19 protein-coding genes are annotated in these 18,075 nt (G+C 28.1%); 5 read left to right on the top strand and 14 right to left on the bottom strand.

Annotation, left to right across the window (positions count from 1 at the left end):
• Positions 1 to 43: 43 nt before the first annotated feature.
• The 13 genes from aat to sstT are packed head-to-tail and all read right to left on the bottom strand — an operon-like array spanning position 44 to position 12,274.
• A complete protein-coding gene (gene aat / locus CINS_RS05110) occupies positions 44 to 685 on the bottom strand; it encodes a leucyl/phenylalanyl-tRNA--protein transferase (RefSeq protein WP_039650424.1) in 642 nt (213 codons plus the stop codon).
• A complete protein-coding gene (locus CINS_RS05105) occupies positions 660 to 2,789 on the bottom strand; it encodes an ATP-dependent ClpAP protease, ATP-binding subunit ClpA (RefSeq protein ID WP_039650423.1) in 2,130 nt (709 codons plus the stop codon). Before CINS_RS05105 ends, aat begins: the two co-directional genes overlap by 26 nt.
• Positions 2,786 to 3,079 (bottom strand): ATP-dependent Clp protease adaptor ClpS, encoded by a 294-nt coding sequence (locus CINS_RS05100; protein ID WP_039650422.1) that lies wholly within the window; start codon positions 3,077 to 3,079, stop codon positions 2,786 to 2,788. Before CINS_RS05100 ends, CINS_RS05105 begins: the two co-directional genes overlap by 4 nt.
• Complete coding sequence (locus CINS_RS05095) at positions 3,063 to 3,677, bottom strand: thioredoxin domain-containing protein (protein WP_039650420.1); 615 nt, start codon at positions 3,675 to 3,677, stop codon at positions 3,063 to 3,065. The genes CINS_RS05100 and CINS_RS05095 overlap by 17 nt, the downstream gene beginning before the upstream one ends.
• Positions 3,678 to 3,691: 14 nt before the next feature.
• Positions 3,692 to 4,147: an SsrA-binding protein SmpB gene (gene smpB, locus CINS_RS05090; protein WP_039650418.1), complete on the bottom strand. Its 456-nt coding sequence runs from the start codon at positions 4,145 to 4,147 to the stop codon at positions 3,692 to 3,694.
• A 3-nt stretch (positions 4,148 to 4,150) separates the two neighbouring features.
• Positions 4,151 to 4,903, bottom strand: coding sequence for a 4-(cytidine 5'-diphospho)-2-C-methyl-D-erythritol kinase (locus CINS_RS05085; RefSeq protein WP_039650416.1), 753 nt, complete (start codon positions 4,901 to 4,903; stop codon positions 4,151 to 4,153).
• Positions 4,900 to 5,127 carry a carbon storage regulator CsrA gene (gene csrA, locus CINS_RS05080; protein WP_039650414.1) on the bottom strand — a complete coding sequence of 76 codons (228 nt, stop codon included), beginning with the start codon at positions 5,125 to 5,127 and terminating at the stop codon, positions 4,900 to 4,902. The genes CINS_RS05085 and csrA overlap by 4 nt, the downstream gene beginning before the upstream one ends.
• Positions 5,121 to 5,939 (bottom strand): pseudouridine synthase family protein, encoded by an 819-nt coding sequence (locus tag CINS_RS05075; protein WP_039650411.1) that lies wholly within the window; start codon positions 5,937 to 5,939, stop codon positions 5,121 to 5,123. Before CINS_RS05075 ends, csrA begins: the two co-directional genes overlap by 7 nt.
• Positions 5,932 to 7,998 (bottom strand): UvrD/REP family helicase, encoded by a 2,067-nt coding sequence (locus CINS_RS05070; RefSeq protein ID WP_039650409.1) that lies wholly within the window; start codon positions 7,996 to 7,998, stop codon positions 5,932 to 5,934. Before CINS_RS05070 ends, CINS_RS05075 begins: the two co-directional genes overlap by 8 nt.
• Positions 7,995 to 8,441, bottom strand: coding sequence for a hypothetical protein (locus CINS_RS05065; RefSeq protein WP_039650407.1), 447 nt, complete (start codon positions 8,439 to 8,441; stop codon positions 7,995 to 7,997). Before CINS_RS05065 ends, CINS_RS05070 begins: the two co-directional genes overlap by 4 nt.
• On the bottom strand, positions 8,434 to 10,155 hold the full coding sequence (locus CINS_RS05060; protein ID WP_039650405.1) for a M3 family oligoendopeptidase: 1,722 nt from the start codon (positions 10,153 to 10,155) through the stop codon (positions 8,434 to 8,436). The genes CINS_RS05065 and CINS_RS05060 overlap by 8 nt, the downstream gene beginning before the upstream one ends.
• Positions 10,152 to 11,036: an aspartate carbamoyltransferase catalytic subunit gene (locus CINS_RS05055; protein ID WP_039650403.1), complete on the bottom strand. Its 885-nt coding sequence runs from the start codon at positions 11,034 to 11,036 to the stop codon at positions 10,152 to 10,154. The genes CINS_RS05060 and CINS_RS05055 overlap by 4 nt, the downstream gene beginning before the upstream one ends.
• A gap of 11 nt (positions 11,037 to 11,047) precedes the next feature.
• A complete protein-coding gene (gene sstT, locus CINS_RS05050) occupies positions 11,048 to 12,274 on the bottom strand; it encodes a serine/threonine transporter SstT (protein WP_039650401.1) in 1,227 nt (408 codons plus the stop codon).
• Positions 12,275 to 12,410: 136 nt separating this feature from the next.
• Between sstT and metK the strand changes: the two genes are divergently transcribed.
• A complete protein-coding gene (metK, locus tag CINS_RS05045) occupies positions 12,411 to 13,607 on the top strand; it encodes a methionine adenosyltransferase (protein WP_039650400.1) in 1,197 nt (398 codons plus the stop codon).
• Here the strand turns inward: metK and CINS_RS05040 are convergent.
• The gene (locus CINS_RS05040; RefSeq protein ID WP_039650398.1) at positions 13,599 to 14,924 is read right to left on the bottom strand and encodes an apolipoprotein N-acyltransferase; all 1,326 of its coding nucleotides are present in this window, start codon (positions 14,922 to 14,924) and stop codon (positions 13,599 to 13,601) included. The genes metK and CINS_RS05040 overlap by 9 nt on opposite strands.
• On the opposite strand from CINS_RS05040, the gene yajC reads away from it, so the two are divergent.
• The 4 genes from yajC to CINS_RS05020 are packed head-to-tail and all read left to right on the top strand — an operon-like array spanning position 14,894 to position 18,060.
• Complete coding sequence (gene yajC, locus CINS_RS05035; RefSeq protein ID WP_039650396.1) at positions 14,894 to 15,169, top strand: preprotein translocase subunit YajC; 276 nt, start codon at positions 14,894 to 14,896, stop codon at positions 15,167 to 15,169. The genes CINS_RS05040 and yajC overlap by 31 nt on opposite strands.
• Positions 15,162 to 16,742, top strand: a complete 1,581-nt coding sequence (gene secD, locus CINS_RS05030) for a protein translocase subunit SecD (RefSeq protein ID WP_039650394.1) — start codon at positions 15,162 to 15,164, stop codon at positions 16,740 to 16,742. The genes yajC and secD overlap by 8 nt, the downstream gene beginning before the upstream one ends.
• Positions 16,742 to 17,713, top strand: coding sequence for a protein translocase subunit SecF (gene secF, locus CINS_RS05025; RefSeq protein WP_039650392.1), 972 nt, complete (start codon positions 16,742 to 16,744; stop codon positions 17,711 to 17,713). The genes secD and secF overlap by 1 nt, the downstream gene beginning before the upstream one ends.
• 2 nt (positions 17,714 to 17,715) lie before the next feature.
• A complete protein-coding gene (locus tag CINS_RS05020) occupies positions 17,716 to 18,060 on the top strand; it encodes a DUF6394 family protein (RefSeq protein WP_039650390.1) in 345 nt (114 codons plus the stop codon).
• Positions 18,061 to 18,075: the final 15 nt, after the last annotated feature.

Raw genomic sequence — 18,075 nt, 5'->3', positions numbered from 1 at the left:
TCCAAAATTTAATATTCTTATTTAAATGAGGAATTATATCTTTTTAGAGTAAATTTTTGAAATTCTTAAAACCACTTTGAGAGTTAACTTTTGTTTCTAAAATTTTTAAAAAGTCTTTTTTAATTAATTCTTGTGCCCCCATGAATTTTAAGTGTTCATTGGGCACTTGACAATCGATAATAAAATCAAAAGGAGATAAAATTTCACAAAGTTTTATTAGTGCGATTTTAGAAGTATCTTTTTTCACGCTAACCATACTTTCACCGAAAAATACTTTACCTATGATAAGCCCGTATAAACCACCGATAAGTTCGTCTTTCTCATATACTTCAACACTATGTGCTAAATTTTGTTCAAAGAGTTTATTGTAAATTACAATAAATTCTTTTGATATCCATGTTTTGGATCTTGATGCACAAAGATTGATTAACGCATTAAAATTGCAATCAAGTTTAATATTGTAAATTTTTAAAGCCTTTTTTATACTTTTTTGTATATGAATATTTGTAGGAAAAAGTACCATTCTAGGAGAAGGACACCACCAAGTAACAGGATTGCTTGTCCATGGAAAAAGCCCTAATTTATATGCGTGAGGTATAAAATCTAACTCCAGTTTTTCACTTATAAAAACTGGAGCATCATCAGGACTTTGTAAAAGTTTAGAATATAAATTCGATTTTTTCATCTTTAGAAAGTCTTAATTTAACTTTTCCACCGTTTTTAAGTTTACCAAATAAAATTTCATCACTTAATTTTTCACCAATTTCATCAGCTATCACGCGTTTTAATAGCCTAACTCCAAAATCTTTAAAAGATGCTTTTTTTGCAATAAATTCCTTTACTTTTTGATCTGCTTCTATGCTAATATCTTTTAAATTCGAAATTATAAGTTCAAGTTCTTTTTGAACTATTTGTTCTAAAATTTCATTATTTAAATCATTAAAATGTACGATTTTATCAATACGATTAATAAATTCAGGAGCAAAAAAATCTTTTATAGCCTTGTTGTTTTTTTCTGTATTATTACTTAAAAACCCTAGTTCATTTGTTTCCTTAAGACCTAAATTGGAAGTCATAATAATAATAGTATTTTTAAAATCAGCCTTAAGACCACTATTGTCAGTAAGGCTTGCATTGTCAAAAATTTGCAAAAAAGTATTAGTAAGATCAGGATGAGCTTTTTCTATTTCATCAAAAAGTATCACGCTAAAAGGATTTTTTCTAATACTATTGCTTAACAATCCTCCATCTTCATATCCTACATAGCCTGCTGAAGTGCCTATAAGTTTGCTAACATCGTGTTTTTGAGCATATTCGCTCATATCAAATCTTTCAAGATTTAAATTTAAATTTTGTGCTAATTGTTTTGCAAGTTCAGTTTTACCAACTCCGCTTGAGCCTGTAAATAAGAATACACCTCTAGGAGTGTTTTTAGCTTTTAAACCTGCATAACTTTGCTTTAAAATAGAACACAAAGCTTTTATGGCTTCATCTTGTCCAAAGATACTTTTTTCTAAATTTTTTTCTAAATTTTTTAAAATTTTTCCTTGATCGCTTTCATAAATTTTATGAGAATGAGTCATTCTAGCTAGGGTATTTTCTAAATCTTTATTTTTAATTATTTTTTTATTTTTTTTATCTTCTAATGCAAAACTAGCACCTAATTCATCTATTAAATCTACTGCACTATCGGGTAAAAATTTATCGGGTAAAAATTGTTTAGCAAGTTTAATGCTAGTTTGTAAAATTTCATCATTAAGTTTTATTTTGTGGAAATTTTCATATTTATTTTTTAAACCTTTTAAGATGAGGAAGCATTCTTCTTCGCTTGGTTCATCTATATCTATTTTAGCAAATCTTCTACTTAAAGCTTTGTTTTTATCAAAAGTATTTTTGTATTCTATAAAAGTAGTTGCTCCAATGCATTTAATGGAACCATTACTTAAAGCAGGTTTTAATAAATTGGACATATCTGCGTGACTTTCATTGCTCGCACCTGTACCTACTATAGTGTGAATTTCATCTATAAATAAAATTGCATTAGGTATGTTTTCTAATTCCTTAATAATATCTTTTAATCTTTTTTCAAAATCACCTCTATATTTAGTCCCTGATAATAAACTAGCCATATCAAGGCTGTAAATTTTTGAATCTAGTAAATGTTTAGGTACTTTGTTCTGGGCAATAGCTAAAGCTAATCCTTCTACAACTGCAGTTTTTCCAACTCCAGGTTCTCCTACTAAAATAGGATTATTTTTTTTACGTCTACTTAAAATTTGCATCATTCTTTCAAGTTCAAATTTTCTACCAATAACAGGATCTATTTTTCCCGATTTGGCAAATTCTACAAGCTCAATTGTATGAGTTTTTATATTTTCAAATTCACTATTTTGTAAAAGTTTTTCTAATTTTTCTTTGTTGATTAAGTGTTTTTTTAAAAGTTGATGAGAATATGATTTTTCTTCTTGAATTAATATAATTAAAAAATTCAATACACTGGCTTGATTTTTTTTGTTTAAATTTTGCAAAATATCATCAAGTACTATGGAGAATACAGGTTCTGTATCTTTTTTTAAAATTTCATTATTTTTTGCTAGATAGTTTTTTAATTCTATTTCAAAAGTTGATAAATCTCCATCTCCAATTTCTTCAAGTATTGTTTTAAAATCATTGCTTAATTTTACTAAAGTAAAAAGTAGGTGTTCGCAAGTTATAAATTCATGGTGATTAATAAAGCTTAAATGTCTTGCATTTGGGATAAATGAATCTATTAATTCTTCATATTTCATTGTTCTTCTATCCTTGCTTGTAATGGAAAATTGTTATTTCTTGCAGCTATTTCAACTTGCTTTTTTTTACTTAAGGCAATTTCTTGAGTATAAATTCCGCACACTCCACTGCCTTGGTTGTGAATTTCTAGCATAATAGTACTTGCTTTTTCGAAATTGTGATGAAAAATATTCATTAAAATATCTATAACAAATTCCATTGTTGTGATATCATCATTTAATAACAAAACCTTGAACATTTTAGGTTCTGCTAGTTTTTGTTGCTCTAAAACTTCATTCTTTAGACTCATTAAGAATCCTATCAATATCTTTTTGCATAATCTGGGTTGGGACTTTTCCTAAATAATATTTTACAAAATGTTGTGAATTTTTATTCCAAAAATCACTTAAATTTTGATAGCTTTTATTTTTTAAAACTACTTTAAATGGAAGCTGCTCCATATTTTTATAATCTATATCTTTTAAAATTTGTGCAATGATTCTATCATTTTCTTTAGAATTACTTAAAAAATAATATGCTCCATATGCGATAGCAAAATCTTTAACTGCTTGATCGCTTACATCTTCAAAATGACTTAGTCCTATTAAGATAAAATTAGAACTATTTTTTTGCCACAAATTTGTAAGAGAAGATGCTTCTTCTTGGCAAGGTGTGCAAAAAGTTCCAAAAAAGTCTAACATTAAAATTTTTTCTTCCTCTCCTTTAATTACGAACCCATTTTCAGTTCTTACTAGAGTCTTTTCACCCCCATTAACGCTTTGCAAGACTATTTCTTCACCTGTTTTAAATTCTTCAAAGGCGAAATCATTCTCTATAGTAGTTTGATTAGAACAAGCATTTAAAAAGAGTCCAATACCTACTAAAATTACATATATAATTTTTTTCATGTAAATCCTTTAAATTAATAATGATTTTTTATAGCAGCTCTTGTTTCAAGGTCTGCTTGCTTTTTCTTAAGACTTTCTCTTTTATCATGTAAGTTTTTTCCTTTTGCTAAGGCTATCAAAATTTTAACTTTATTTTTTTCATTGAAGTAAAGTTCTAAAGGTACTATTGTGAATCCTTGAGTGCTAATTTTACCAAAAAGCTTATCAATTTGTTTTTTGTGCATTAAAAGTTTTCTAACGCCTTTTTCATCATGTCTGTAAAAAGCATGTGTGGTATTTAGATGAGATATGTGAGCATTTAGCAAAAAGATTTCTCCTTTAATAATACGCACAAAAGAATCTTTTAAATTTGCTCTAAGAGCTCTTAATGCTACAACTTCAGAGCCTTTTAAAACTATACCCGCTTCAAATTTTTCTAAAATTTCATAGTCAAAAAAAGCTTTTTTATTTTTTACAATAGTTTTTTTCATTGATTAAGCCTTAAAAACACTGCTTCCACTTCCACTTAAAAAATATCCTTGAGAAAGAAATTTCTGCATTTTAGGATAAATTTTTACACAAGGAGCAAATAAATCATTTAATTGAATATTTTTAAAGTCTAATAATTGTTGTGTTTTGAGTTGATTAAATTGTTTAGCTAGTTGTAAATTTTCTTTTAAATCATAATGTGTTTCATCAAATGCTTTATAAACTTTAGCACTAGAGCAAGCAAAATCTAAAAAAGTAAAATTTAATAAAGTAAAATTATCTTCAAAATATTCTATAATTTCACCGCAACCACTAACATTTGCACTCTCATAACCACTTAAAAAAAAGAGTAAATCAGAACCAAGTTTTTGGCAAATTTGTTTTAAAGTATCTTGAGATAATTTTAAATTTAATTCTTCATTAACCATAAGTAAAAAAGCAACAGCATCGGTGCTGCTTCCACCAAGACCTCCACCTATGGGGATATTTTTAATTAGTTTTAAGCTTTTATTTTTAAAAAATTCTTTTAATTGTTCTTTATATCCTAAATTTTCAAGTTCATAATATGCTTTATGAATAATAGTATCTTCTTTAAAATTTCCAATGATTTCAAAACCTTCTTTATTTTTTTCATCACTAAAATTTAGTTCATCATATAAATGTTTTAATAAAACAAAACGCGATGATATCAGATGATAAGATCTTGTATCAAAACCTATAACTTTTAAAAATATATTAGCTTTTGCAAAAGCCTTCATTTTTTAAGCTTTTTACTTAAATCATCAAGTTTAATAGTTTCATCGCTAATAGAGTGTAAATTTTCACTTTTTACTTGTTCAATAAGTTCTTTTCTTAAAATCATTAGAGTTTTGGGAGCCTCAATACCTATTTTTGCGTATCCTTTTCCTGTTTGGACTATTTTTATTTCTATATCATCACCAATTTGTATACTTTCATTTTCTTTTCTTGATAAGATTAGCATTTTAAAACCTTATTTAAATAATATTGTACTTGATTGTTTTCTATATTTATAATGGAAAAAAAATCATCTTCTTCTAAGAGATAGCAACCTTTTTTTTGAATTTCTAAATCGTCTAAAAAGATTTTTTGTCCATTGTGTAATTTTTGAGGATATTTTATCGTATTTTTTTTAAGATTTAAATAATCTAATATATTAAGTTCTTTTTCGTTTTCATAATAAAAATTACCTTCGCAAAGTCTTTCAAGAGAGCTTAGGGTAGCATCAATTCCTAATTTTTTAGCAAATAATTCACAATAAGATCTGATATATCCCCCCTCGCTTACTGAAATTTCCATAGTTAAAAATGGATGATGATAATGCAAAATTTTTGAATAAAAAATTTCCATTTTACAAGTTTTCAAATTTGTTTCAAGACCTTTTTTTGCTAGCTCATAAGACCGTACGCCATTGATTTTTTTAGCACAATAAGCAGGTGGAATATAAGAAATAATCCCCAAAAGTTCTTCTTGTATTTTTTGTAAGATTGAAAAATCAAATGGTGGTAAAGAAGTTATATTTTCTATATTTTGATTATCAAGACTTTTAGATTTTACACCAAACCAAAGTGTAGCTTTATAAATTTTAGGACTTTTTTTAAAAAATCTAAATAATTTAGTATATTGTCCAAAAGCAATTAGCAAAACACCTTTTGCAAAAGGATCAAGAGTGCCAGAAAAGCCGGCTTTTTTGTTGTTATATTTTTTTTTAAGTTGATTTAAAAATGCATTAGAACTTAGTCCACTTGGTTTGTATGCTACAAAAAGTTTATTCATATAATTTTTCTACAAAATTTGACATTATAACTCTTTCTATGCCGCCAAAATTAATGGTTAATTTTTCTTCAATTCTTGTTTTACTTACACCTATAACTCTACCTATACCAAAAATTTTATGTTTGATTAAATCACCTTTTTTATATGACTTAGTATTATCATCAAAAATTAATTCTTTTTTGATTACATTACTTTCGCCTAAAAATCTACTTTTAGCGAGTTTGGTTCTACTACCTTTGTAAAATCTTGAATTGGCATAGCTTAAATAGAGTTTTTTCTTAGCTCTTGTGATAGCTACATAGGCCAATCTTCTTTCTTCTTCTATATTGCTTGATTCACTTGTTAGCGGAAAGAAACCTTCTTCTAATCCTACAATAAAAACATAATCAAATTCAAGACCTTTGCTAGCGTGTATACTCATAATACAAATACTTTCTTGCTCTAAGCCATCTTGTTCATTTAAAAGTGTGATTTCATTTAAAATATCATCTAAATTTTCATAGTTTCCATGGGAAATTTTATCTTTTAAATTAGCATAAAGCTCATCAATATTTAAAATTTTATCTTCACCTTCTGGAGAATTTTTGTAAAATTCTTTTAATTTAAATTCATTTTCCAAGGAAGTAATAATATCAAGTAAATTATTTTTTTCTTTGAGTTTGTGTATGCTTAATATAAATTTTTCTATTTCATTTTCTGTTTTTTTGCTAAAAAATCCGTTTCCTGTCATTGTGCAAAGTGCTTCAAATAAAGACAATCGGTGTTCTTTGGCATAGTCTTGAAGTTTGTTTAATGTAGCTTTGCCAAAATTTCTTTTAGGTTTATTTATAATACGCTTAAAAGAGTAATCATCATTTAAATTAGATAATAATCTTAAGTAAGAAATAATATCTTTGATCTCAGATCGCTCGTAAAATCTAATTCCGCTTAATAACTTAAAAGGAATTTTTTCTATGGTGAAAACTTCTTCTAAGGCTCTAGAAAGTGCATTAACTCTGTAAAGTATAGCAATTTCACTAGGATCAATACCTAATTTTAAGAGTTTTGTAACTTTTTCTGCGACTTTAAAACTTTCAATTTTTTCATCATCATTTTGTAAAACTTCAATTTCTTCACCTTTATCTTTTGTACAAATTAAAACTTTACCTAATCTTTTTCTATTATGCTCGATCAATTCATTTGCAGCTTGTAAAATAGCATTAGTGGAACGATAATTTTGCTCTAGTTTTACAAGTTTAACATTGCTAAATTGTTCTTGAAAATTTAAAATATTTTCTATTTTAGCTCCACGCCATCCGTAGATACTTTGATCATCATCACCAACTACGCAAATATTTTCATGATTTGAGCATAATTTTTTTAGAATTTGATATTGTAAAGTATTTGTATCTTGATACTCATCAACTGTTATGTAAGCATATTTTTTACTTTGTTCTTTTGCAAAAACTTCATCTTCTAAAATTTTATTTGTCAGCATTAGCAAATCATCAAAATCCATAAAATTATTTTGGATTAAAAATTGTTCATATTGCTCATAGGTGTGAATAATTTCTCTATAACTTTTGCTTTTCTCATCTTCTAATAATTCTAATTCTTGTTGGATTTCTTGAGCATTTTTACTTTGATTTTTAAAATTTGAAATATAAGCTCCAATATTAGATAATGAATTTTGTAAATTTTCACTTGCTAAATCTTTTAAAATCTTTTTTTTGTCGTCTGTATCAATAATAACAAAATTATTTGCCCGTGAAATTCTTTCACTATAAAGCCTTAAAAATAACAAGCCAAATTTATGGAAGGTGCAAAGTAGAGGATTTTGTGAATTTTCATTTTCAATTAAAGACAATGCTCTGTGTTTCATCACGCTAGCAGCTTTATTTGTGAAAGTAAGAGTCAGTGTGTGGTGAGCTGGAATTCCTACTTTATCAATTAAATATGCAAGTCTTGTAGTGATAGTTTTTGTCTTTCCACTACCTGCGCCAGCAAGTATCAACATAGCACCATCTATATGTAAAACAGCTTCTTTTTGGCTTGGATTTAAACTTTGCAATAAATTCATTTTTTTAGTATATCTTTATTGCTTGGATTGTTTAAAAAGGCATTCATAGATTTTTCTTTATGTTTTTGATCATTATGTTTTTTAAAATAATTAGAAAAATTTACAAAAATTATATTGTCTGATACTTGAATTTGAGTGATTGCTCCTAGGTCAACTTTTACAAAAGTTGCAAAATCATCAGGGCCAAAACCAGCGTGAAATTCTATATTTTCGTGGTTTAAAATTATAGATTTAAACGTATATCCTCCTAGCGCAAAAACACAATAAGGATTATTGCTTATCATATCGATTTCTTTTGGGAGATGAGGTTCTAAAGTTACAAATTTAGTATTTACTAAAATGCTAAATTCTATATCTTCTTTAATTAAAATTTGTAAGCACTCATATATGCCCTTTTGCATTAAATTTATAAAATTTGTGTCGTTTAAAATTTTATCAATCATCACTAAGCCTTAAAAATTCATCTACCATTTTTTTTACCTGCTCTAAACCTATGTTCCAAAATTCATCACTTTCTATATCAAATCCAAACATAGACACAAGCTCATTTGGACTTTTACTTCCTCCACTACTTAAAAATTTGATATATAGTTGTACAAAATTTTCACATTTTTTGCTTTTATATAGACCATATAAAGCAAGTACTAGAAGTTGTGCATAAGCATAAGCATAGCAATAAAATGGTGAATGGATAAAATGTGGTATGTAAGAATACCATAATGAATATTCTTTGCTTAATTTGACACTATCTTTAAACATCTTTTGGGATTCTTCCATCCAAATTTCGCTTAATTCCTTGGAATTTAACTCTTCGCTTTTGGCATGAAATTTTCTTTCAAATGTAGTAAAATTAATTTGCCTATACAATGTAGCGAATATATCTTCGATTTTAGCAGCATATAAAGATAAAAGTTCGTTTTTATTTAATTTTTCTTTTATATGGTCAAAAATTAACATTTCAGCAAATACTGAAGCTGTTTCTGCAGTAGTTAATGGTGTATCTTGATTTAAAAAACTAACATTATATGAAAGTTTTTGATGGATGGTATGACCAAGTTCGTGGGCTAAAGTGAAAAGATCTCGTCTTTTATTAGTAAAATTTAATAAAATATATGGATGCGTTAGTGGAGTGCTAGAATGAGAAAAAGCTCCGCTTTGTTTGAAGTCTTTAGGATAAACGTCGATCCAACCATTGTTAAAAGCTTCATTAGCTATATTATAAAATTCTGTTGAAAAATTTTTAAAAGCTTGCAAAACAGTTTGTTTTGCATCTTCAAAATTTATTTGCATATCCTGTCCAATTGGTGCATATCTATCGTAATCTTTGAGATGTTTGTAGCCTAGTATTTTCTTTTTAGCATTGTAAAATTTAGCAACTAGATCAAAGGAATTTTCAGTTGAATTAATGAGTGCATCTACACTTTTTTTAGAAATTTGATTTTTGATATGTCTTGGAGTTTCAGGATTTTCATAAGCTCTCAATTTACATATACTAGAAAGTTCTGTTTTAATCATATTAAAAATATAGACTAAAAGCTTATTTTGCTTTTTTAAACCTTTGCTAAAACATTTTGATGCTTTTTTTCTAATACTTCTATCAGAATCATAAAGCTTACTTAGAATTTCTTCTTCACTTATTTTTTTTCCATCAAATTTAAATCTTAATGCGCTAAAAGTTTCATCAAACAATCTTGAAAAAGCACTAGCACCAGTATTTGATAGGTGCAAAATTATTCTTTCTTCTTTTTGTGAAAGATTATGTTGTTTATGTTTTATAAGATTTTCTAAGTAAAAAGCATAATTTTTACAATGATTTATAAAATCTTGACTTTTTTCTTCACTTAATTCACAAAATTCAAGTTCAAAAAAAAGCAAATTTTCTTCTATTTCTTTGCTCAAATTTTCGTATTTTGCATAAAATGAACCTTTGGTTGTATCTTGGGCAAATATTAAATATACATAAGTCAAAACATGAGAGAGCTTTAAAATTAGATTTTCGTATTTTTGTAAAGCTTGTAAAAAATTCTCATTGTTTAAACTATTCAAGTTGTTTTCGTAGTTTTGCTTAAATTGTTTCGTTTGTTTGCTTAGCTCATCTATATATAAATTTAATTCTTTTTCATCTTTAAATAAGATACTCAAATCCCAAGTTTTCATATTTTACTTTCTAAAATTAATTTTTTTAATACAGCCATTCTAATAGCAACTCCATTTTTGACTTGCGTTAAAACTTTTGATCTTTTATCTGCCATAATTTCATCGCTTATATCTATATTTCTATGTACAGGACCTGGATGTAGTATGATAAGTTCTTTATCTTTTATAAGCTTTTTTGTGATACAAAAATCATTTGCATAATCTTTCAATGATGCATAAGTTGGTATATTATGTCTTTCAGTTTGTGTTCTAAGACTCATAATTATATCAACATCATCAATAATATCTTTTAATTTGTGAAATTGTTTTATAGGATAATTTGGCATAAAATGTGGAGGTCCAACTAAAGAAATATCGATACCAAATCTAGGAAGTAATTCTAAATTCGAAGCTGCAACACGAGAATTTTTTATATCCCCGACTATAGCAATTTTTTTATCTTTAACATTATAGTTAAAATATTCCATTATAGTAAAAAGATCAAGAAGGGCTTGCGTTGGATGCGCATGTTTTCCATCACCACCGTTAATAATGGGACAATGAGTATAATTAGCAAGTGCATATGGAACACCTGAATTTTTATGTCTTACTACAATGACATTAGGCGCCATAGCATCTAAATTAGCAGCAGTATCAAAAAGTGTTTCACCTTTGCTTGAGCTACTTCTTGAAACATCAAGTTTTAATACTTTTGCACCTAATCTTCTTGCTGCGCTTTCAAAGCTTGATTGTGTTCTTGTTGAATTTTCAAAAAAAATTGTTGTAACGCTTTTGCCTTTTAAGTCATCTCGTTCTTTTTCATCTAAATAAGACTTAGCGTCTTTAAAAAGCTCTAAAATTTCTTGATTGCTAAAATCTTTTGTGGTAATTAAGTGCTTCATGAAAAACCTTTTTAAAATTTTAAATTAAGCTCATTATCAGAACAAATTGCACTAAATAAAACATCTGTAGAGCTATTAAGTGCAGTTTCTACGCTATCTTGAATAACCCCTATAATAAATCCTACAGCCACAACTTGCATAGCAATATTATAATCAATATTAAATAAAGAACATGCAAGTGGTATTAAAAGTAGCGATCCTCCAGCTACACCGCTTGCTCCACAAGCAGCAAAAGCTGCTAAAATACTCAACAATATAGCTTGTAAAAAATTAATTTCAATTCCAACTGTATGAGCAGCAGCTAAGCTTAATATGGCTATGGTTACAGCAGCTCCAGCCATATTAATAGTGGCACCCAAAGGTATAGAGATGCTGTAAAGATTGTTGTCAATATTAAGTTTTGAGCATAAAGCCATATTTACAGGAATATTTGCTGCAGAACTTCTTGTAAAAAATGCAAACACGGCACTATGTTTTATACAAATAAAAATCAATGGATATGGATTTTTTTTTGTATAAATAAAAACAATTAAAGCATTGATAATAAAAGCTACAAAAAGCATAGTTAAAACCAAGATTATCAACAATTTTGCATAACTTAAAAGACCTTGAGCTCCAGTTTGAGCTACAGAATTTGCCACAAGGCCAAAAATTCCAAAAGGAGCGAGTTTGACAATAAATTTAACTATTTTTAATACACCTTCGTTAATATCTGTAAAAAGTTGTTTTGCGTCATTAGAACAATGTCTAAGAGCAAAACCTCCACCTATTGCCCATACTAAAATACTTAAATAGTTTCCTGAAGAAAGAGCATGTATGGGATTATCTACCATTTGAAACAGTAAAGTTTTAAAAACTTCACCAATATGAGATGGACTTGAATTCGAAGCTTTTTCAATATTTGTTAAAACAAGTTCAACAGGAAAGATAAAACTAATACTCACAGCGCTAAGTGAGGCTAAAAAGGTTCCAAATATATATAAAAAAATGATATGTTTTATTTTAGTGTTTCCATGATTGAATTCTTTTGTGCATATTGTTGTTAAGATCAAAATAAATACCAAAATAGGCGCTATTGCTTTTAATGCTCCTGTAAATAAATTACCCAATATGTCAGCAAAAGCAGCTAGATCCTTAGAAAGCAATCCAATGAGTATCCCTAAAATAATACCAATACAAATTTGCAATATTAAGTTACCATTTTTATAATGTGTAATTATACTAGAAATAAAATTCATTAGAAACCTTTTTTGATTATGTATTGACTATACGGTTAATTCTATCAAAGCAAAGCTTAAAGTTTTTGATTTTTAAGTAAAGTTTTGTTAAAATCAGGAGAACAATTAAGATAATTTTAATTTTTAAAGGAAAAAAATGTATTTATTTACTTCTGAGGTTGTTAGCGCAGGACATCCAGATAAGTGTGCAGATATAATAGCTGATAATATTGTTGATGCTTTTTTAATTCATGATAAAGATTCGCGTGTTGCTAGTGAAGTATTTGTTGCTGGTAATAAGGTTGTAATTGGTGGTGAAATTAAATCTAAACATAAATTAGAAAAGATAGATTATGAAAATATAGTCAAAAAAGCCTTAGCTGATATTGGTTATAATGGTCACCCACATTTTAGCAAAAAACAATGCTTACATCCTGATGATGTGGAGGTTATGGTATTTTTAAATGAGCAAAGTCCTGATATTAATCAAGGTGTTGATCAAGAAGATGGTGAAACAGGAGCTGGTGATCAAGGTATAATGTTTGGTTTTGCAAGTGATGAAGCTAAAGAATATATGCCTGCAGCGATTTCTTATGCAAGAATGCTTTGTGATAAAGTATATAATTATGCTAAACAAAATCCTGATAAGCTTGGAGTTGATATAAAAACTCAAGTTACAATTGATTATGAGACTAAAGAAAATTTTGAAAATTGCAAACCTAAAAGTATTCACACCATAGTGGTTTCAGCACCATGCGTAGATAATATGGATATTGAAAATTTAAGATCTTTGATTATGGAATTAATTTTAGATACAAATTTACCAAAAGAACTTTTTCATATAGATAAAACAAGAATTTTGATTAATCCGACAGGAAAATATGTAAATCACAGTTCATTACATGATAGTGGCTTAACAGGAAGAAAGTTAATAGTAGATAGTTTTGGTGGTTATGCTCCAATAGGTGGAGGAGCGCAATCTTCTAAAGATTACACCAAGGTGGATAGAAGTGGCTTGTATGCTGCAAGATGGCTTGCTAAAAATATAGTTGCCGCTCAGCTTGCAAAAAAATGCATTGTCCAGCTTTCTTATGCTATAGGTGTTGCTAAACCAACTTCAGTAAGCGTGGATTGTATGGGGACGAATACTAGATTAAACGATGATGTTTTGAGTGACTTTGTGATGAAGAATTTTCCTTTAACTCCTAATTGGATTAAAAATAAATTTGCTCTTGATAAACCTAGCAAAGATACATTTTTATATGCTGATGTTGCTGCTAGAGGTCAAGTTGGTCAGGCGGATTATCCTTGGGAAAAACTTGATGCTGTGGAAGAGTTTAAATCATTAAAATGAGGCTTTAAAAAGCTTCATTTTATCTTTTATCTTTTGTAATAAGATTTCTTTTGGTTTTATTACTGCATTACCTTCTCCATTAGTTGAATGATATATACTTACATTGTAATTGTTCGCATAAAATCGAAGTAAAATATTTTGCAGTCTATGTTGAATAGAGTGGTTAAACCATGCGTTGTTTGAAATAGCTATGATAATTTTAGAATCTTTATATAATTGTTCTTTTGTTGCTTCATAGCATATAGCATTAGTTATATTTTGTCCATTTAAGCTATATCGATTAAGCATACTTCCTTTTGAAAATTCTTCTAAATCATAAAAATTTTTTTTAAATAATTTCTTGAAAATAGGAATTTCTTCCCCAAATGGAACAAGATAATATTTGTTAAAAATTTCTATTTTTCCTTTATTAAAGATATAAGTACTATTATAAATATTATTAGAAGATAAGCTTATGGCTCCAGTGATGATAATGATTTTGTGAGATAGTTCTTTTAAAAGTTGTATGTGATATGAACTTTTATTTAATGCAAAGGCAAAGGCAGTTTCTGGAAAAACTATTAATTCTTTTTTTTCTTTAATTGCTTGTATTATTTGATTTATAATCATATTCGAATGAGTTTGTAAATTTTCTTGTATGAATTTTTGATCTTGAGGTATGTGAGTTTGGATGAGTTTGTAGTCTAATTTTAATTCGTCTGGAAATTTTTGCTCGTATTGGAGACCTATTAAAATTAAAATTAAAATAATGCCTATTTTATAGTATCTTGAGATATATCTTTCGTAATAAAAATAAGCTATAAGAAAAATAATAACTGCACCCTTATAATTTGCATCAAATATTCCATATACACTTAAAATTCCAAAATTCAGCCAATCAAAACCAAAAGGATGTATAAAACTTAGTAAAAAAATTCCGCAAAGACGTAAAAAATCAAAATGTAAGAAGTAGCAAATTAAAAATAAAACACCATAAATAATTCCAATAATAAATATCTCTACAGGAATCAAATAAGATAAATTAAAATAAATTGATGATAATCCTATCCACCAAAACCATAAAATTCCTATAAAAAAACCTGTTAGAAAATAGGACATTTTACTTTTACTACGCAATAATATAACTAGACCATAGATACTTAAAAAAGGATTAAGTAATTCTAAAAATAAAATTTCAAAAAAAGAAAGATATATAAAATTTGAAATTAAAAGTGCAGAAAAAAAGGCTTTTATTATTTTAAAGATGATAGAATTAGAGTTTATAAATTTTAAAAAAAGGGGAAGAAATGGCAGAAAACGGAAATATTTGGACTTCATTGTTGCCTCTCGTTGTGCTTTTTGCAATTTTTTATTTTTTGGTTATTAGACCACAACAAAAACAAGCAAAAGACCATAAATTAATGATTTCATCTTTAGAAAAAGGTGATAAAATCATCACTAGTGGTGGAATAATTTGCGAAGTGGTAAAACCAGAAGAAGATTTTATCAAAGTTAAGCTTAATGATGAAAATGTAATGATAAAAATTTCTAAAGATTTTATAGCAAAGAAAATTGATGCGTAGTGGAAAAATTACCTACAGAAGTATTATTTTTCTTATAGTTTTTATTATCGGTCTAGTTTTTTCTATACCTTCTTTTATGCAAACTCAAAATGGAGCTAAAATTAATTTAGGACTTGATTTGCAAGGTGGCTTATATATGTTACTTGGGGTTGAGGTTGATGAGGCAATTAAATCAAAAATCAAGTCTATAGCTTCATCTCTTAGTTATTCTATGAATAAAGAAGATATTATTGTTGATAAGATAAAAGTTAATGATGATAATATAAATTTTACCCTTTTAGATGAAAATGATGTTACTAGAATTGATCTGTTGTTAAAAGATATTAAAGGTTTGGCTATTGAACATCAAGATTTTCATTATACAATTTCTTTAACTCAAGAAGAAATTAAACTTACGCAAGAACAAGCTATATTACAAGCAGTTGAGACTATAAGAAATCGGTTGGATCAATTTGGACTTGCAGAACCAAATGTAGCACGCTCAGGAGAGGATAAAATTTTGGTTGAACTTCCTGGTATTAAAACTGCTGCAGATGAAACAAGAGCAAGAGAGCTTATTGCTAAAGCAGCACATTTGCAATTAATGGAAGTAGATGATGTAAGAATGGATCAAGTTAATAACCTCACACCAAGAGAAGCTGCAGAATATGGAGATGTAATTTTTGAAGATGCTAAAAATCCTCAAATAAAATACATTGTAAAATCTATACCAATATTAGATGGTGCAATGTTAACAGATGCTAAAGTTGGTTTTGGGCAAGGAAATAATCTACCAGTTATCAATTTTACTTTAAATTCAGAAGGCGCAAAAAAATTTGGAGATTATACGGGAAATAATGTAGGTAAGCGTCTAGCGATAGTTTTAGATAATAAAGTGTATTCTGCACCACGAATTAATGAAAGAATTGGTGGGGGTAGTGGACAAATTAGTGGTGGTTTTACGGTGGAAGAAGCTCACGATGTTGCTATTGCCTTGAGAAGTGGTGCGCTTTTGGCACCTGTAAAAATGCTTGAAAAAAGAAGTGTTGGCCCATCATTAGGAGCTGATAGTATTAAAATGAGCATGATTGCTTTGGCTGGAGCGTCTATTTTAGTAATTGCTTTTATGATCATATATTATGGTATAGCAGGAATATTTGCTAATATTGCTTTGGTCGCAAATATTTTGATGATTATTGCTGTAATGGCGATGTTTGGAGCTACGCTTACTCTGCCTGGTATGGCCGGTTTAGTTTTAACTGTTGGTATGGCTGTAGATTCTAATGTTATTATAAATGAAAGAATTAGAGAGTTATTAAGAGAAGGTATGAGTATAAAACAAAGTGTTGAAGGTGGATATAAACATGCTATGAGTGCGATTTTAGATTCAAACATCACTTCACTTATCACTTCTGTAGTGCTTTATGCTTATGGAACAGGTGCGGTTAAGGGTTTTGCTGTAACTTTAAGTATAGGAATTTTAGTTTCAATGATTACATCAATTGTAGGAACTCATGGAATGTTTGAAATATTTATGAATCGTATGGAAAAAAGCAATAATACTCGACTTTGGTTTGGATATAGGAGACCTTAATGCAGTTTTTCAGTCAAAAACACATTTATGATTTTATGAAGATGAGATTTGCAGCAATATCTTTATCTCTTATTTTATTTTTTGGTTCAATTTTTGTTCTTTTTACTAAAGGTTTAAATTTTGGCATTGATTTTACTGGTGGAACATTAATACAATTACAATACGAGCAAAAAGCTCCACTTGCTGATATAAGAAAAGCAATATCTTTTAATGAAAATTTAAAAGGTGCGAGTGTTACTGAATTTGGTAGTGAAAATGAGGTGATTATTCGTTTTTCAGGAAGTAGTGATAGTTTGGGATCAGATCCTGGCAGTAGTATTGCAAATTTGTTACAAAGTACTGGTAAATTTGAAGTACGTCGCGTGGATGTGGTTGGTCCTAAAGTGGGTGATGAGTTAAAAAATAAAGGTCTTATGGCAGTTGGTATTTCTTTGATTGCTATTTTGATTTACCTTGCTATCAGATTTGAATGGCGTTTTGCTATGGCTTCTATAGTTAGTGAAATTCATGATATTGTGATTACTTTAGGAGCTATTGCTTTATTTGAAATTGATGTAAATTTAGATATTTTAGCGGCAGTTTTAACTGTACTTGGATATTCGTTAAATGATACTATTATTATTTTTGATAGAATCAGAGAGGGTGTTAAAACAAGTAAAAAATCACAACTTGACCTTATTATAAATGAATCGGTTTCAGCTACTTTATCAAGAACGACTCTTACTAGTGGTTTGACTTTAATTTCAGTTGTTGTATTGTATTTTTTTGGTGGTTCGATGATAGAAGGTTTTGCATTAACCATGATAGTAGGTATTTTAGTAGGAACTGCAAGTTCTATTTTTGTGGCAAGTCCTGCATTATTGTGGTTTAAATTTAGTGTCACACAATACCGTCAAAAAGAACTAGAAAAAGTTAAAAAAAGACAGGAAAAAGATAAATTAAGATCTATGTATGAAAAAGGAATGGTTTAAAAATGAATTGGGGTAAAGTTATATATATCTTTTTTGCTCTTATGAGTTTAACTACCATAGCAGGTTTTTTGTATGAACAAAATGAAGTTGCTTTATTTGTAGCAGCTTGTGTAAATTTAATTTCTACATTGTTAAAAATAGGTGTTAGAAATTTTTTAGCAGCAGAGTTATTTGCCAGTTCTTTAGTTGCAGATTTACATTTAATACCTGCATTTGCACTAATGCAAATTAATCCAGGAGCAATTATAATGGTTTATACTTTAGCTATAGGAGCACTGATAGCTAATATATTTTCAATGATTTTAGTAATAGTTGATTCAGTAAAAAATACAGAGGATGATAATTAATAATTAGGAGTGATA

It is taken from the genome of Campylobacter insulaenigrae NCTC 12927, assembly GCF_000816185.1.
Lineage (GTDB): Bacteria > Campylobacterota > Campylobacteria > Campylobacterales > Campylobacteraceae > Campylobacter_D > Campylobacter_D insulaenigrae.
This window is presented reverse-complemented; position numbering and strand designations above follow the sequence as displayed.

Bases quoted from the DNA above. Each gene is read 5' to 3' on its own strand.
- yajC (WP_039650396.1), top strand. From the start codon at position 14,894: ATGGCAGAAAACGGAAATATTTGGACTTCATTGTTGCCTCTCGTTGTG.
- CINS_RS05095 (WP_039650420.1), bottom strand. From the start codon at position 3,677: ATGAAAAAAATTATATATGTAATTTTAGTAGGTATTGGACTCTTTTTA.
- CINS_RS05085 (WP_039650416.1), bottom strand. From the start codon at position 4,903: ATGAAGGCTTTTGCAAAAGCTAATATATTTTTAAAAGTTATAGGTTTT.
- sstT (WP_039650401.1), bottom strand. From the start codon at position 12,274: ATGAATTTTATTTCTAGTATAATTACACATTATAAAAATGGTAACTTA.
- CINS_RS05060 (WP_039650405.1), bottom strand. From the start codon at position 10,155: ATGAAAACTTGGGATTTGAGTATCTTATTTAAAGATGAAAAAGAATTA.
- aat (WP_039650424.1), bottom strand. From the start codon at position 685: ATGAAAAAATCGAATTTATATTCTAAACTTTTACAAAGTCCTGATGAT.
- CINS_RS05065 (WP_039650407.1), bottom strand. From the start codon at position 8,441: ATGATTGATAAAATTTTAAACGACACAAATTTTATAAATTTAATGCAA.
- CINS_RS05020 (WP_039650390.1), top strand. From the start codon at position 17,716: ATGAATTGGGGTAAAGTTATATATATCTTTTTTGCTCTTATGAGTTTA.
- csrA (WP_039650414.1), bottom strand. From the start codon at position 5,127: ATGCTAATCTTATCAAGAAAAGAAAATGAAAGTATACAAATTGGTGAT.
- CINS_RS05055 (WP_039650403.1), bottom strand. From the start codon at position 11,036: ATGAAGCACTTAATTACCACAAAAGATTTTAGCAATCAAGAAATTTTA.
- CINS_RS05075 (WP_039650411.1), bottom strand. From the start codon at position 5,939: ATGAATAAACTTTTTGTAGCATACAAACCAAGTGGACTAAGTTCTAAT.
- CINS_RS05105 (WP_039650423.1), bottom strand. From the start codon at position 2,789: ATGAAATATGAAGAATTAATAGATTCATTTATCCCAAATGCAAGACAT.
- smpB (WP_039650418.1), bottom strand. From the start codon at position 4,147: ATGAAAAAAACTATTGTAAAAAATAAAAAAGCTTTTTTTGACTATGAA.
- secD (WP_039650394.1), top strand. From the start codon at position 15,162: ATGCGTAGTGGAAAAATTACCTACAGAAGTATTATTTTTCTTATAGTT.
- secF (WP_039650392.1), top strand. From the start codon at position 16,742: ATGCAGTTTTTCAGTCAAAAACACATTTATGATTTTATGAAGATGAGA.
- metK (WP_039650400.1), top strand. From the start codon at position 12,411: ATGTATTTATTTACTTCTGAGGTTGTTAGCGCAGGACATCCAGATAAG.
- CINS_RS05040 (WP_039650398.1), bottom strand. From the start codon at position 14,924: ATGAAGTCCAAATATTTCCGTTTTCTGCCATTTCTTCCCCTTTTTTTA.
- CINS_RS05070 (WP_039650409.1), bottom strand. From the start codon at position 7,998: ATGAATTTATTGCAAAGTTTAAATCCAAGCCAAAAAGAAGCTGTTTTA.
- CINS_RS05100 (WP_039650422.1), bottom strand. From the start codon at position 3,079: ATGAGTCTAAAGAATGAAGTTTTAGAGCAACAAAAACTAGCAGAACCT.